Consider the following 13,374-nt stretch of genomic DNA (forward strand, 5'->3'; position numbering starts at 1 on the left):
GGTTCGGGTTTAATCAAGGTTGTGGAAAGATCATGCGGTAAAAGACACTGCTCTTGCTTGCATCCGGCGTGATCGTGATCTGGTTGGTCGAGGTCGAACCTGTAACTGTGTACCAGGAACCCGTAGCAGTGAGGCCTACAGAATTGCTCTGCAACTGCCAGCCGGTGTGGTCCACCGGCCAGGAGAACGTCAGGTGATTATTCGAGGACGACACCACCAGGTTTGTCGGGCTGGAATTAAACAATACAAAATGGTGCTGCGCGCTGAGGTAATTACCCAGCGCCGCAATTTCACCGCTGGACAGGGGCGACGCGGCGACGATCAGTTCGGATAGGTCGCCTGCCAGGCGATTAAAGCCATCAGACCGCGCGCCGATGAACACCTGCTGTCCCATATCGAAGGCGTTCGACTCCTGGAAGTTGCTGTTCAACACGTCGCTTCCCGCAGCCTGGCCATTTAGATAGTGACTGACCATATTGCCCGTCTCGGAAACCGCCACGAGGGAGGGATAGCCGACAGAAGGTCCCTTGGTCGCCGTGTATCCGCCGTAATTAATCCCTGGTGTCGGGCCGGTGCCGTTGCCGCGATTTAATTGTGCCCCTGAAGTGCCCAGAAAAAAATCATAGGGCGCGGCGATATTGTCGTAAGTGGGAGGTGCACTCACGATTCCAGTCTTTGATACGATATGGCCAGTCCTGCCGTTCAGCGCCCTGGGGTTGACCACGGCGATGATGGACATATCGCCGGTGATGCCCAGGGTGGGAGAACCGCTGGCCGTAGCCATGTAGTTTGTAACCGTATCGGTGGGGTTGAAACGGACAACCGGATCGCCCCAGGTGTTGGTGACAAGCTGTGGTTGAATCGTCGAGCCGCCACCCGAGAAAAAGTTGTTGTTATTGCCGGACAGGTCGGCCCATAGATTCACCGTGTTCGTCCCAGCATCCGTGGTCACGCCGGTGTCGGCCCGGACCCAGAGCGCCGCGTTTGGATAAAGCCCTACTGCCGTTGAAGCGGTGACGGCGGTGTTGCCATACAGGTCCTTCACATTTTGAACAGTGAGCGAGTAGAAGCCGGGGTTGGCGTTGAAGGACAAAGGCGAGGTGGTCAACACCACTTTGTTCGGCAGCTCACCCATCGCGGCGGAAAGAACACTTGCGCCATTGTTCAAGGAGTAATTGCTGGCAATGGCGGCCGTGGCGGGGTTCACCGCTTCATCAAAGAGCACAACGACTTGATTCGTGTTCCAAATAGGTATTCCCGCCGAGGTGACGTAGGGCGGCACGTTGAGAACCGTCAAAGTATTTATGGTGCTATAGAGATGGGAACCGTCGGGCAAGGTCACCTGCACATCGAACGTGTTGCCGTTGTCGCCGGGAGCCAAAATTGGCGTGGTGTAAGTCGAACCCGTGGCGCCGGGAAGGTTCGTGCCGTTTTCCTGCCATTGGTAGGAGAACCCGTGAGCGCTCCCCGCGCCTGCCACAAACGTATAGGTCACGGCAAACCCATTGGAGGAGGTGGTGGAGGCGGGCAGGTCGGTGGTAATGGCAAATGTGAAATATTTTATGCCCAGGTAATTGTCCACGATGGCGCGGTCTGCGTCCGAGAGGGCCGTGTTAAAGAGCAAGATTTCCGCAATCTGGCCCCTCATTCGCGGGTTCACCAAATCCCACCGTGCTCCAATCCAAAGCGGGAACCCGGCATCCGAGATGGTTGGGGGGTTGCCGGTTAAGGGTTTTATGGAGCCGCTCCCGTTGTTTGCGCCGTTCAGCCAGAAGTTAAAGTTGTTCGTCGCCAGTCCGTTTTCTGGCGGAAATGACAGCATGGACGTAAGGACATAAGGCGTGTTGAGAGAAACGGTTCCTGCGGTCCCACCCGACGGGGCGTTATTGACGCCGTTTCCGTATTGCACGTTTTCGTTGGGGTTCGGGTCCCAATCGAACGGCGCCGGCAAATTGCCCCAGGTTTTACTTACAAGTTCATCGCTGGCGCCAGTAAATCGGGCGACGGCATACATGGTGGTGTTCCTGACCAATGATTCCAGGCTGGGCGTGGATGGCGCTGCCAGCCAGCGTGGCGCAGTGGGCAACGAGGTGTTGCCAAAGTCCAATGCCAATTGGCCGTTGTTGAAGCTGCTTGTCGTCGGCCTGACCAAGGAGCCGAGGTAGGCGGGGCCGGCCGATGGCACGCCGAAGAATTGAGACGCATTGTTCGCGTTGGTGGTCTGGTCCAGCCATTGCGCCACCAGCGAACCGCTACTGTCATAAACCACGCCCGAATCCGCTCTCACAAAGAACACCAAACCCGCCGGAAGCACCGCGTTGGTGCTGGTGCTCATGGCGTTGCCATACAGATCCTTGACGTTTTGAACCTTAAGATAATAGCCCGTGTTTGTGCTCAGCGTCGAAGTCCTCAGGATGACGTTATTGGACGAGCTGCCGTAACTGGCGGACACGATGGAGACACCACCCTGAATCAGGGCATAATTAGCGGGATTCAAACCCGTGACCGGGTCAACCGCCTTGGAAAACGCAACAACGAGGTTCGTCACGCTCGGTGTTTTCGTCACGGAATAAACCGTTGGCGGTCCGGATACGACAGTCAAAGCCGCGGTGCTGCTGTTGGTCGAGCCGTTCGCGTTGGTGATCGTCACGCTGTAGTTTAATCCACTGTATGACATATCCAGCGTTGGAGTGGTGTAAGAGGCACTGGTCGCCCCTGGAATGGGCGTGGAATTGCTCATCCATTGATACGCGGCGGCGGGATAATCATTCGTGACACCAACCCAAAAAGTGGTAGTCTGGCCCACCTGCGCCGTTGCATTCTGGGGTTCCTCGACAATCACCGGCGCCCCCTGGCGCATCAGGACATCAGTCAAGGTGAAATTTTGGAAATTCCCTTGCGCACGATCCGCGCCAATCCCCACATACTTTATCGGATAGTTGCCCCACGCGATGGTTTGGTTGCCCCCGGGCACCAGGACATTGTTGGTGTAAAATCTTATCTGCCATCCTTGTTGTGAATTTCCATTGGGTAATCCCCCTGCTCCATTTCCAAAGGTCGTGTCCAAAACAACTGTGAACAATTGGAAGTTGTTGCCAATGGCGTTGGTAAAACTACTGTTGCCAGCTATGCTTCCCCACGGTGAAATATTCGTGCCGCTTCCACGTATTCCCAGCCAGCCCGCGCCGCATTGGTAGGTATTGAAAAAGTTGTTTGTTAACGCGTGCGTGGCAAAACCCAATGCCAGCCAGTTAGTGCCGCCGGACAGCGGCTTGATATTACAACTAAGATAATAAATATGTCCCACCTGCGGCTGGAACGGCAAAAATCCATTTAAATAGAAGCCATTCGTCGTGCCGGGCAGGTTGGTAAGGGCAAGCGACGCGCCATCGGTCTGCAATTGCGCATTCAGCCCTGGAACGTTGCACGCAAACCAATTGGCGCCGGGGGTGTTCACCGTATCGGGAGCCGACCCGTTCAACGCCCCCGTTCGGGCGAAGTTGTCTTGATAAATGATATTGGTCACTTGCGCCCGCACCACGCCGGTCATGGACAACAGCAACAAAAGGAATGCCATCATGGCCCAATTGCGCAAGCCGCGCCATTGGTTTAGGACTTTTGCTGCAGCATGGGTTTTCACACTTGTTGGCGCAGTCGCCATCGTGTCGGATAGTTTTGTGTCCATATAGGGTTTGGCGGATGCCATGATTTGTCTGGGTTTGTCTTTCCTGTAATTTGGATTTCGGATCGATTCAAGATAAAAAGTATCTTACCCAAGTTAGTAACCCTCCCTTGCCTAGATCGATTGACAAATGAGTTGAAAACAGCAAGCCTGATAGGCTCACGACAGATTAACGAAATTAACTACACGTGAATTGTCTGGCCCAATGCAATTTGAATTTTATCGGCGAAGTTCTTGTAACTCGCCTGCATGGCAAGCCCGTCTGTAGTTGGAAAATGCAGACGAGTTCACTCATTTTGAAACCAATGGCCACAGCCCATCAGCAAAGTTTGATTCCCTCATGAATGTTATGACCTTACGTCGTTCCCTCCTCTGTCTAAGCCTTCTACTCCCGTTTCAGGCACCTGGGGCGGATCTAAAACCACTGATCGATCCGGAATCTGCCATCAAGCTTTTCGCACCGCCGCCAGGTTTCAAGATGGATTTATTCGCGGCCGAACCGCAATTGCTCAACCCCGTTGCCTTCACCATTGATGAACAGGGCCGCGTTTACATCGCCGAAACCTTTCGCTATCGCAAAAGCGTGTTGGACGCCCGTGCTCACATGGAGATGTATGCCGATGATATTGCCGCCCGCACGGTGGAGGATCGCGTGGCCGAGATCAAAAAGCATTTTGGCGACAAGTGGCAAACGCTCACCAATGAATCCGAGCGCATCCAGTTGTTGGAGGATCGGGATGGCGATGGCCGCGCGGATTATTCCACAAACTTTGCTGACGGGTTCAACACCGTCGTGGATGGATTAGGCGCGGGCGTCCTGGCTCGCAAGGGCAATGTTTACTTCACAGATATCCCAAATCTCTGGCTCTTGCAGGACACCAACCATACCGGCCACGCTGAAACACGCACCTCCCTGAGCTACGGTTACGGCGTGCACTTCAGCCTTATTGGACATGATCTTCACGGTCCCCGCTTCGGGCCGGACGGGCGCCTGTATTTTAGCATGGGTGATCGTGGTGCCAACGTGAAAACCAAGGAAGGAAAGGTGCTGGCTTATCCCGACACCGGCAGCATCCTTCGCTGCAACCCGGACGGCAGCGACTTGGCAGTGTTTGCCTACGGCGTGCGCAATCCGCAAGGCCTGGCTTTCGATAATTACGGGAACCTCTTCAGCGGTGATAACAACTGCGATAACGGGGATTCAGCTCGCCTGGTTTATATTGTGGAGGGCGGCGATAGCGGCTGGAGAACCGGCTACCAAGTCAGCGAAACCACTCCGGCCGGTCTCTGGAATTCCGAAAAGCTCTGGCATCTGCATACTCCGGAGCAGGCGGCTTACCTCGTGCCTCCCATTGCGCACATTGCGCAAGGCCCGGCAGGATTCAATCATTATCCCGGCACCGGCTTTCCAGACCGTTGGCAGGACCATTTCTTCCTCTGTGATTACAAGGGTTCCAGCGTCAACAGCGGCATCCACTCGTTCGCTCTAAGACCTGCGGGCGCCGGATATGAAATGGTCGATCACACCAACTTCATTTGGCGAATTCTGGCAACCGATATTGAATTCAGCCCCGATGGCCGGATGTTCATCGCCGACTGGGTGGCTCACTGGCCACGCACCGACAAAGGCCGCCTCTATCGCTTCTATGATCCCAGCCTGGTGAATAGCGATCTGGTATTAGCTACCAAGAAATTAATCAACGAGGGCATGGAGAAGCGCTCATCGGATGAGTTGGGCAAACTGCTCAGCCACCCGGATCAACGTGTCCGCCAGGCGGCTCAATTCGAAATTGCGGATCGTGCCATTGCTCGCCTCAATTCCAACAAGGAGTATGTTTCGCTTCTTTTGGATGTCGCCCAACACGGCACAAATCAACTGGGTCGCATACATGCCCTGTGGGGTCTGGGCCAGATTGGCCGTTGCAATGAGACAGCGAGTCATCTCCTCGAACCGGTTATTCCCCTGCTCCAGGATCAGGACACCGAGATTCGGGCTCAGACAGCCAAGCTCCTGGGCGAAGCGAAAACCAGCGCCGGCTTCACCGGTTTGGTTGGTGCGCTGAAAGATGCAAACTCACGGGTGCGCTTCTTTGCCGCCCTCAGTCTCGCCAAGTTGAAAAATGACAAGGCGGTTGAGCCCCTGCTGGCTCTTTTGCGTGAGAACGCAGACAAGGATCCGTTCCTGCGCCATGCCGCTGTTATGGGCCTGGTAGGAACCGCTGACAAATCCGCACTCACCGCAGCAGCCAAAGACGCTTCCGCTTCCGTTCGCATGGGCGTCCTGCTGGCAATGCGCCGCTTGGAGCTTCCCGAAATCAGCACCTTCCTCCACGACTCGTCACCGCTGATTGTTATTGAGGCAGCGCGCGCCATTAATGACGAACCCATCACCGGCGCTTTTCCTCAACTCGCTGAACTGATTTCTCATCCTTCGAAGGATGCCATGCTCGACTGGCGCGCCGTTAATGCCAATTTCCGCCTGGGCGGTGAAGGCAACGCGATCGCTCTGGCAAAGTATGCGGCTCAATCGAATGCTCCTGAGAAGGCACGCGACGAGGCCTTGCATGCACTTGCCACCTGGGCGCAACCCGCGCCACGCGATCGCGTTGTTGGCCTGGTTCGCCCGCTCCCTGCCCGGGATGCAGGCATTGCCGCAAAAGCATTGACGCCAGTGATGACTGATCTCCTGCAGAATGGGCCCAACGCTGTTCGCATCGCTGCCATTCACGCAGCGGAGCACCTTTCGCTCACCAATGCAAATTCCACGCTGGACGAAATCGTGAAGGACACAAAACTTCCCGGATCAGTTCGCGTCGCTGCACTCGCGGCTCTTAAAAAGTTTCACGATAATCGACTGCCTGAGCTCTTGAAACTGGCCACGAATGACGCAGATGCTGACGTCCGCAACGAAGGCAACCGCGCATTGGCACAGACCAATCCGGAAGAAGCCTCCGGCGCTTTGGCAGCCATCCTCGACCGCGGCGATGTCAAGGAATCTCAAAACGCTTTTGCCACACTCGGCCAGCTTAAAACAGATGCTTCTCGAAAAATCCTCAACCGTTGGCTGACCAGGCTGGCCGCGGGCAGTGTCGCTCCCGCACTCGAATTTGATCTAATGGAAGCAGCCCGCCAAAATGGCGCTCCAGCCTTGCAAAAGAAGTTGAAAAATTATCTCGCCAGTCAATCGGCGGGCGATGAATTCAAGGGTTTTCGCGAGACACTCGTTGGCGGCAATGCCGAATCGGGCCGCAAGGTATTTATGGAACTGCCGCAAGCCGGTTGCGTGACCTGCCATCGAATCAACGGTCAGGGCGGCAATGTAGGTCCCGATTTGGCCGGGATCCTCACGCGACATAACCGCGAATATATTCTGGAATCCATCCTTTATCCGAACAAACAAATCGCCACGGGTTTCGAAAACCTGATTATCAAAACTCGCGACGGGAAGACAATTGCCGGCATTCTTAAACAGGAAACGGACTCCGAACTCAGCCTGAATTCTCCCGACGAAGGCGGGTATCAAATCGTCACCATCAAGAAAGCCGACATCGCCTCACGCGAAAGTGGCCCTTCGGCAATGCCTGAAGGCCTCGGCTCGGCCATTTCCAAAAGGAATATTCGCGATCTCGTGGAATTCCTCTCCAGTGTCAAGCAGGTAGGAGACTGATTCGAGCAACCCTTACTCACCAAAAAGGCACTCTCTCCAAAATGGAGAGAGTGCCTTTAGTTTTTCGGTGTGAGTTTAACGGCGAATCCCGGTCGTGAGTGGTGTCACGGGAGTCTGTGCTGGAACCCGCCCTTGCACCACGGGGAGCTTGCAAGTCTTCAAGGAAGGCAGCACATACTTGGCAAATAACTCACATTCCTGCTTGTGCGGATAGCCGGAAAAAATAAAGGCACGAATACCCATATCTATGTAACGTTGGATCTTTTTCAGAATCTGATCGGGCGAACCGACCAGCGCGCTCCCGCAGCCTGACCGTGCGCGTCCCACGCCAGACCAGACATGTTCCTCGATATAATCATCCTTGGCTTGCGCGCGCAATTCGTCCTGCCGCAGGACTCCCGCCGACTTGCTATCCTGCGAGCGTGCCTTGATTTCTGCTCCCTTCACGGCATCCAATTTGGAAAGCAGCCGGTCTGCATATTCACGCGCTTCCTTCTCCGTCTCGCGCACGACCATGTGAATGCGCAATCCAAAGTCAATCTTCCGCCCGAAAGCGTCCGCTCGCTGGCTCAACTCGGCCATCGTTGCCGCCAGTCTGTCCTCGGTTTCCGGCCACATGAGAAAAACATCGCAATGCTTGGCGCACAAAGTTTTGGCCAATTCCGAAATCCCGCCAAAATACAACAACGGCCCGCCATTCTGTTGATACGGTTTCACCGCGTCAGTCGACGGTATGTTCAAATTGTAAAAGCGCCCTTTAAAATCAATCTTGTCCTGCGTCCATGCCTGCTTGAGAATCTGGATCACTTCGTCGGATCGTTCATAACGCACTTCGTTGGTTTCAACCAGCCCGGGCAAATCTGACGAGATGATATTCAACGTAAGCCGCCCCTTCATAATATGATCCAGAGTGGAAATGTGTCGCGCCAGCATCGGCGGATGGATTTCCCCCATGCGAATCGCCACCAACTCCTGGATCTGTTTGGTCATCGTCGCCGTGGCCCCGGCGAAAACAAATGGTTCCTGCCCCACCTGAAATGAAGAGGGCAGCAAAATATTTTGATAGCCCAGCCGGTCGGCCGTGGTCACGATATCTGAGCAATGTTCAAAACTGCTCCGCAAACGGCCATCCGGCACGCCTAGAAATTCATAATCATCACTGCACAATGCCGAAAACCAGGCCACCTCCACTGCCGGGTCGGTCGTGCGAATCGAGACAGGTAATTCGTTCATATCACACAGGTTTATGAATCCAATCAGCGCCGTCGATTAAAAAAATACATACAAAAAGAACGTAAATTACTATCCTTTCCACAGCCTAAACCAGAGAAAAAGAGGATTGCCTGATTTTACCAGCTCTTTCCTGCCACTTTTCGTCTAAACATGGTTCAATCTTCAAACTTCGATCCTCATCTTGATCCACATCTCCGGGCTCCTGTCGGGAATACGATTAAATATGTGGCCCCCGGATTCTTATCCCGAAATTATTTTCTCCTGGCTGGTCGCCAGTCATTACGGACAGAATCGTCCCCAATTCTACGGAGAGCTACGCGCAGCAACTCAAGTTCCATACTTGTTCTGCAACACCAGACCACAACAAAAGTGCAGTCTTTTTGCCTTTCTGCCAGCAGTGCGACATATACAAGTCTTGAATTTGCCAGCATGGCAACATTCTGTCTGCGCAATTAAAAAAAAGTGCGTGTAGGGTCTTTTACCGACTTGTATCGCATACGTATTTTCGATACAACTTTCGCCCTTAGCACAATTATGTTTGATCGTCTTAACATCTTTGGTCGTAAGCCAGCTCCCAAGGGCGGCCCGACATTCACAGAAGCTCCTTCCAGTCCGGTCACTTCTTCGCGAAGTTCCTCGGATCGTAAGCAGACTTTTTCAAAAATATTCCGTTGGCGTTTGCCGGCCGGACAAACAGAAGAACCTGTCATGGTGGAAATCGTCGGTTCGTTTACTCATTGGAAAAAAATCCCTCTCATTCGCGACGGCAAGCAGGATTCCTGGCACGCGATCGTACATCACATCGAAGGAAACCGCACTCATCACTACATGCTCCTTCTGGACGGCAAGCCGGCCAAGGACAAGGATTGTGATGGCCTGGCCATTCCTCAAGGCCATCAGGAAGAGGAATATGCGATCACGACCGAGAGAGGTCCGCGCGTGTTCATGCTCTTCGGTCAGACCAAGTAGTTAAATCGCCCTGAGAAGCTTTTGCTTTTCCAGTGGCCCACGGGAGTCGGGCCGCGGGTTTGCCAACAGCCAGTTTCGGCTGCAAACACGCCCTCTCCTCTTTTGATCTCATTGTGTGTTGGCAACGGATGTAATCCTTGTTTGAACTGTTGCCAACACACATGAGTCAATCTTCATCTGTCATCCGGGATTACTGATGCACCGATCCATCTCCTGCAAGCTCGCTTCCGGGATCAAACTCTGAGTTTGCCAACTTCCAGATAAGCGTCAGCAAATCAGGCACTTGCTTCAACCCGGTTAAATTGAAGCGGTACAGAAAAAGAGCCTTGGGGAAAAACTCAGGGCTCGAAAGAGAGGTTATTTTAAAATAGATATGTGGCCATCAGCAAAAAGAACATTCTTCGCACCATTTGTCCCGCCGATATGAAAATTCTCATAATCATACATGAGCGGTGCCTTGGTGGGATCAAGGCTCCACATGCGCATTTTGGGATTTAAGACCTGCTTGCCGTTCATGGCATAATCCCACTCATAGCTCGACCCTTCCGTCTCGAAATAACTTTTGGGTTGGGCTTTATCCAGCGGGCATTTGAAAACATTGCTCGCACCGCCCACATATCGAATCAGCACATCGCAAATTCGTGGAAAGGGCGGGTTGGTCACAGGGTGTGAAGGCTGCAATTCCGCGTAGGGAAGATATCCCTGATCGTCGTCACAATATAAAGTGATGGCAACCCCGAGTTGCTTCAGGTTGCTGACACAATTGATGTCATTGGCTTTTCCCTTGGCGCGGGACAAAGTTGGCAACAACAATCCCGCAAGGATCGCAATGATGGCAATCACAACCAACAGTTCAATCAGGGTAAAAGCCCTTATAAATTTCGTATCCTTGTTCATGAAATAAATCTGGTTCACTGCCCCCTGCGCGCCTGTCTCGCTGCCGCTCTTTGCGCGCGTTCCACCCGTTGATCCGGGGTGGAATTGAGAATTCCGTTCATCATCCGACTTTCCATTCGCGCTTTGAATTCAGGACTTTGCGCCATTTGCTGGAACATCTTCTGCCGATCTTCGGGACTCATGTTGCGCATCGCTTCCATGCGCTGACGCCGTTCCTCCGCCTTGGCCCGCTCCTCGGGTGACATGGTTTCCAATTGTTCCTGAAACCGCTTTTCCATGGCTGCCCGCTGCTCATCCGTGAGCTCAAAACGGTTGAAATCGTTGGTGCCATTGTCAGCAACATCACCACCACGCCGGTTTCCCCGCCACGACTGCAACGCATAATATTTCGTCCACTTGCGGTGCACCTGTTTGCTGAGCAAATCCATGGCTCTGGAAAAAGTGGAATCTTTCAAAGCCAACATCACTTTCCCGTCAGTCCCATCCTCAGGGACGATTTTGGCTTCAGCATAGCGAGTCAGGGCCGTGGTCGCCACCTCAAGATCTTTATTGGCGATCTGCATCGTGATCAGGCCATTATCGTTTGGTGGATTGTTTCCACCTCCCCACCCGCCCGGTCCACCAGGTCCACCTCGCCCAAAACCTCCGAAAGAACGTGCCACGAGATTGGTCCAACCCACCTCGGACGGATTCACGTCGCCTCGCAAGGATTTCTTAAATGAAACCAGCGATTTGCCCGACGTATAAAGCGGGTAATAAGCGGACCACCGGCACGAAGCCTGTTCCTGAATAATGTTTAAAACTTCCTCAAGCGGTACCTTATGAACGTTCAACGTAATTTTCCCCTCTACTCCTTGATTCACAAAAATGCTCTCCCATGTCTGCCATTCGATTTTGCGCACCACCTCTCGCACATCTGCGTTATGAACATTCAGTGTCACCAGGTTGCTGTGAGCGCGCACTGCAAGATATGTCCCGTAGAGCAGTATAACTGCCAACGCCAGCAAAAGTGTCTTCAGCACTGTCTTTTTCATGTTTATCTTTCCAGGACAAAAGTCGACTTTGAGCCCAAGGCATCCAAACAATCAAGGCACACTTACATTGATAGAATAGACCCATCTCTTAAGAGCCCGGCCCTTGATTTCAGTTACGAACAATTTTAAGGCGACGGTTGCTGCTTCGGGGAAAAGGGGAATTATTGCTCGGGGAACCTGCTTTTGCCACAACGGCTAGTCCAAATACTGTCTTAGCTCTGTTTCATCCCCAGGACTGGCAAGTACATAGACTTCGCCGCCACTGATCCAGCTGGCAGTCATTAATTTGTGCACACGGCTGAATTGGATTTTGCCCGGAAGTGGCAAATTCGGAAGGTTATCGCGATTGGCAACGAATAGAAACAAGTCCTTCTTGCCCAGGGTCTTCAAACATACCATGGAAACCTGCTTGCCGTGCCAATGCAGTATGGAGCAACCTTCACCTGGGAGTTTCTCCATCGTTTTTGTCAGTGCGTAATCCGCATTCGCATGGTTGTTACGCAGGTATTCACGAATTTCCGTGAGGTTGGTGCTCAACATGGACATGTTGTAGCCTCTTTGCGCTGTGCGTGCCATTTTGTCTCGGAAACCAGGAAAAGTGTTCTGGTATTTCGGAACCAGCAATGTCCAACAAATCCCAATCGCCATTGCGATGGCTGCCATTGCCAGCAAAATGAGAGGTGGGTTCCTGAAAGGAAGGATGCGCGAGGCTTTGGGAGCATTCAGCAGAATATCCCGTTTCAGGTTGGCTGGCACCGGAATCTCCTTCAGCTTTCCTTGAACTGCCTGGTAAACCGCGCAATGTTGTTCAAACCATTGCTCCAACTCGGGATCTCTCCGAACCAGTTCCAACGCTTCAGCCACTTTAGGATCCGTTGCATCCGTGCTGCCTGGACGGTAAAGTCTTAATATTTCCCTGGCCTCAGCGCTCTCCATGTGCCTCCTTTCCTGCCGCTTTTCCAGAAGCATGCACCTCTGAGATCAGCTGCTGCAGTTGATTCATGCCTCGGGAGATACGGGATTGAACCGTCCCGAGTGGCACATCGAGAATCTCAGCAATCTCCTTGTACGAACAATCTTCCATGTAAAACAAAGATAATGGCGCGTGATAAGGCTCAGCTACCTGTGCCAGCAATTCAACTACTCTGGCCGAATCAATCGCGTTCACCATCGCCGGAGAAATGCTCGGTAACTCATGATCCATTTCACCCAGCTCATAATGCGGAAAACGCACAACTTTCCGCCTCATATTCAAAAACTCCCGATGCAACGTCGTGAACAGCCAGGTTTTGACTTTGCTTGCATCTCGCAGCTGGTGCCCTTTTTTTGCCCATATGTAAAATGTCTGCTGTGTAAGATCACACGCGTCCGCTTCTGTCCGTGTGAGACTGAAAGCGAATTGATAGAGTGACCCATAATAAAGAGTCACCAGGCTCTCAAAGTCCATTACCTCAGACATACTGTCATCGCAGGTATGAGTTTTAGAGGACGGCTTTGTTCCAACAAAAACACTGGGGAACCGATCATTTCGGAAAGAGTGCCCTAAGTGTAGAGGAGAGACGAGATTAAAAATATGCGTGGAACAAGACCGCTTTCTTATTCCTCTTAAACTGGAAACGAATTGCCAATCACAATTTTGTTCTGGATGGATTGAGAAGGGAACTCTAATGAAAACCCGGTTGCCAGTAAAACGAATCTCCATAGCATTCGGCCTCACCGAGAAGTTCAATGTGGCACTAAATGCCCATGCATTTGGATTTCGTAAACCCTTGGCTCCTGCTATATTAGATCATAATCTTCATTCCTGTCACGTGCGACAGATTTCTCTTCGAAGGCATCGCAATTCAAGTGGGCCCTTCTCGATCTAAAAGCTCTCCGGTTGTTTCGAGCCA

Annotated in this window: 8 protein-coding genes; 2 read left to right on the forward strand and 6 right to left on the reverse strand. The window is 52.8% G+C overall.

Features of this window, described 5'->3' with window-relative positions; genetic code table 11:
- Positions 1-13: 13 nt before the first annotated feature.
- A complete protein-coding gene (locus CFLAV_RS04260) occupies positions 14-3,685 on the reverse strand; it encodes an Ig-like domain-containing protein (RefSeq protein WP_150107266.1) in 3,672 nt (1,223 codons plus the stop codon).
- A 337-nt stretch (positions 3,686-4,022) separates the two neighbouring features.
- Between CFLAV_RS04260 and CFLAV_RS04265 the strand changes: the two genes are divergently transcribed.
- Positions 4,023-7,349: a PVC-type heme-binding CxxCH protein gene (locus tag CFLAV_RS04265; RefSeq protein WP_007413399.1), complete on the forward strand. Its 3,327-nt coding sequence runs from the start codon at positions 4,023-4,025 to the stop codon at positions 7,347-7,349.
- A 75-nt stretch (positions 7,350-7,424) separates the two neighbouring features.
- Here CFLAV_RS04265 and CFLAV_RS04270 read toward each other — a convergent pair whose 3' ends face one another.
- Positions 7,425-8,582 carry an LLM class flavin-dependent oxidoreductase gene (locus CFLAV_RS04270; RefSeq protein ID WP_007413400.1) on the reverse strand — a complete coding sequence of 386 codons (1,158 nt, stop codon included), beginning with the start codon at positions 8,580-8,582 and terminating at the stop codon, positions 7,425-7,427.
- Positions 8,583-9,116: 534 nt separating this feature from the next.
- Here CFLAV_RS04270 and CFLAV_RS04275 point away from each other — a divergent pair.
- Entirely contained in the window at positions 9,117-9,551 is a 435-nt protein-coding gene (locus CFLAV_RS04275) for a glycogen-binding domain-containing protein (RefSeq protein ID WP_040546910.1), read from the forward strand.
- Positions 9,552-9,908: 357 nt separating this feature from the next.
- Here CFLAV_RS04275 and CFLAV_RS37810 read toward each other — a convergent pair whose 3' ends face one another.
- The 4 genes from CFLAV_RS37810 to CFLAV_RS04295 form a co-directional block, all read right to left on the reverse strand.
- Positions 9,909-10,448, reverse strand: coding sequence for a type II secretion system protein (locus CFLAV_RS37810; protein ID WP_007413402.1), 540 nt, complete (start codon positions 10,446-10,448; stop codon positions 9,909-9,911).
- A 14-nt stretch (positions 10,449-10,462) separates the two neighbouring features.
- Positions 10,463-11,482: a hypothetical protein gene (locus tag CFLAV_RS04285; RefSeq protein ID WP_007413403.1), complete on the reverse strand. Its 1,020-nt coding sequence runs from the start codon at positions 11,480-11,482 to the stop codon at positions 10,463-10,465.
- Between the two features lie 195 nt (positions 11,483-11,677).
- Positions 11,678-12,418 carry a hypothetical protein gene (locus CFLAV_RS04290; protein WP_007413404.1) on the reverse strand — a complete coding sequence of 247 codons (741 nt, stop codon included), beginning with the start codon at positions 12,416-12,418 and terminating at the stop codon, positions 11,678-11,680.
- Positions 12,405-13,184 carry an RNA polymerase sigma factor gene (locus CFLAV_RS04295; protein ID WP_341849384.1) on the reverse strand — a complete coding sequence of 260 codons (780 nt, stop codon included), beginning with the start codon at positions 13,182-13,184 and terminating at the stop codon, positions 12,405-12,407. Before CFLAV_RS04295 ends, CFLAV_RS04290 begins: the two co-directional genes overlap by 14 nt.
- Positions 13,185-13,374 lie beyond the last annotated feature (190 nt).

The sequence above is a fragment of the Pedosphaera parvula Ellin514 genome, assembly GCF_000172555.1.
Taxonomy (GTDB): domain Bacteria; phylum Verrucomicrobiota; class Verrucomicrobiia; order Limisphaerales; family Pedosphaeraceae; genus Pedosphaera.

Bases quoted from the DNA above. Each gene is read 5' to 3' on its own strand.
- CFLAV_RS04275 (WP_040546910.1), top strand. From the start codon at position 9,117: ATGTTTGATCGTCTTAACATCTTTGGTCGTAAGCCAGCTCCCAAGGGC.
- CFLAV_RS04265 (WP_007413399.1), top strand. From the start codon at position 4,023: ATGAATGTTATGACCTTACGTCGTTCCCTCCTCTGTCTAAGCCTTCTA.
- CFLAV_RS37810 (WP_007413402.1), bottom strand. From the start codon at position 10,448: ATGAACAAGGATACGAAATTTATAAGGGCTTTTACCCTGATTGAACTG.
- CFLAV_RS04270 (WP_007413400.1), bottom strand. From the start codon at position 8,582: ATGAACGAATTACCTGTCTCGATTCGCACGACCGACCCGGCAGTGGAG.
- CFLAV_RS04285 (WP_007413403.1), bottom strand. From the start codon at position 11,482: ATGAAAAAGACAGTGCTGAAGACACTTTTGCTGGCGTTGGCAGTTATA.
- CFLAV_RS04260 (WP_150107266.1), bottom strand. From the start codon at position 3,685: ATGGACACAAAACTATCCGACACGATGGCGACTGCGCCAACAAGTGTG.
- CFLAV_RS04295 (WP_341849384.1), bottom strand. From the start codon at position 13,184: ATGGAGATTCGTTTTACTGGCAACCGGGTTTTCATTAGAGTTCCCTTC.
- CFLAV_RS04290 (WP_007413404.1), bottom strand. From the start codon at position 12,418: ATGGAGAGCGCTGAGGCCAGGGAAATATTAAGACTTTACCGTCCAGGC.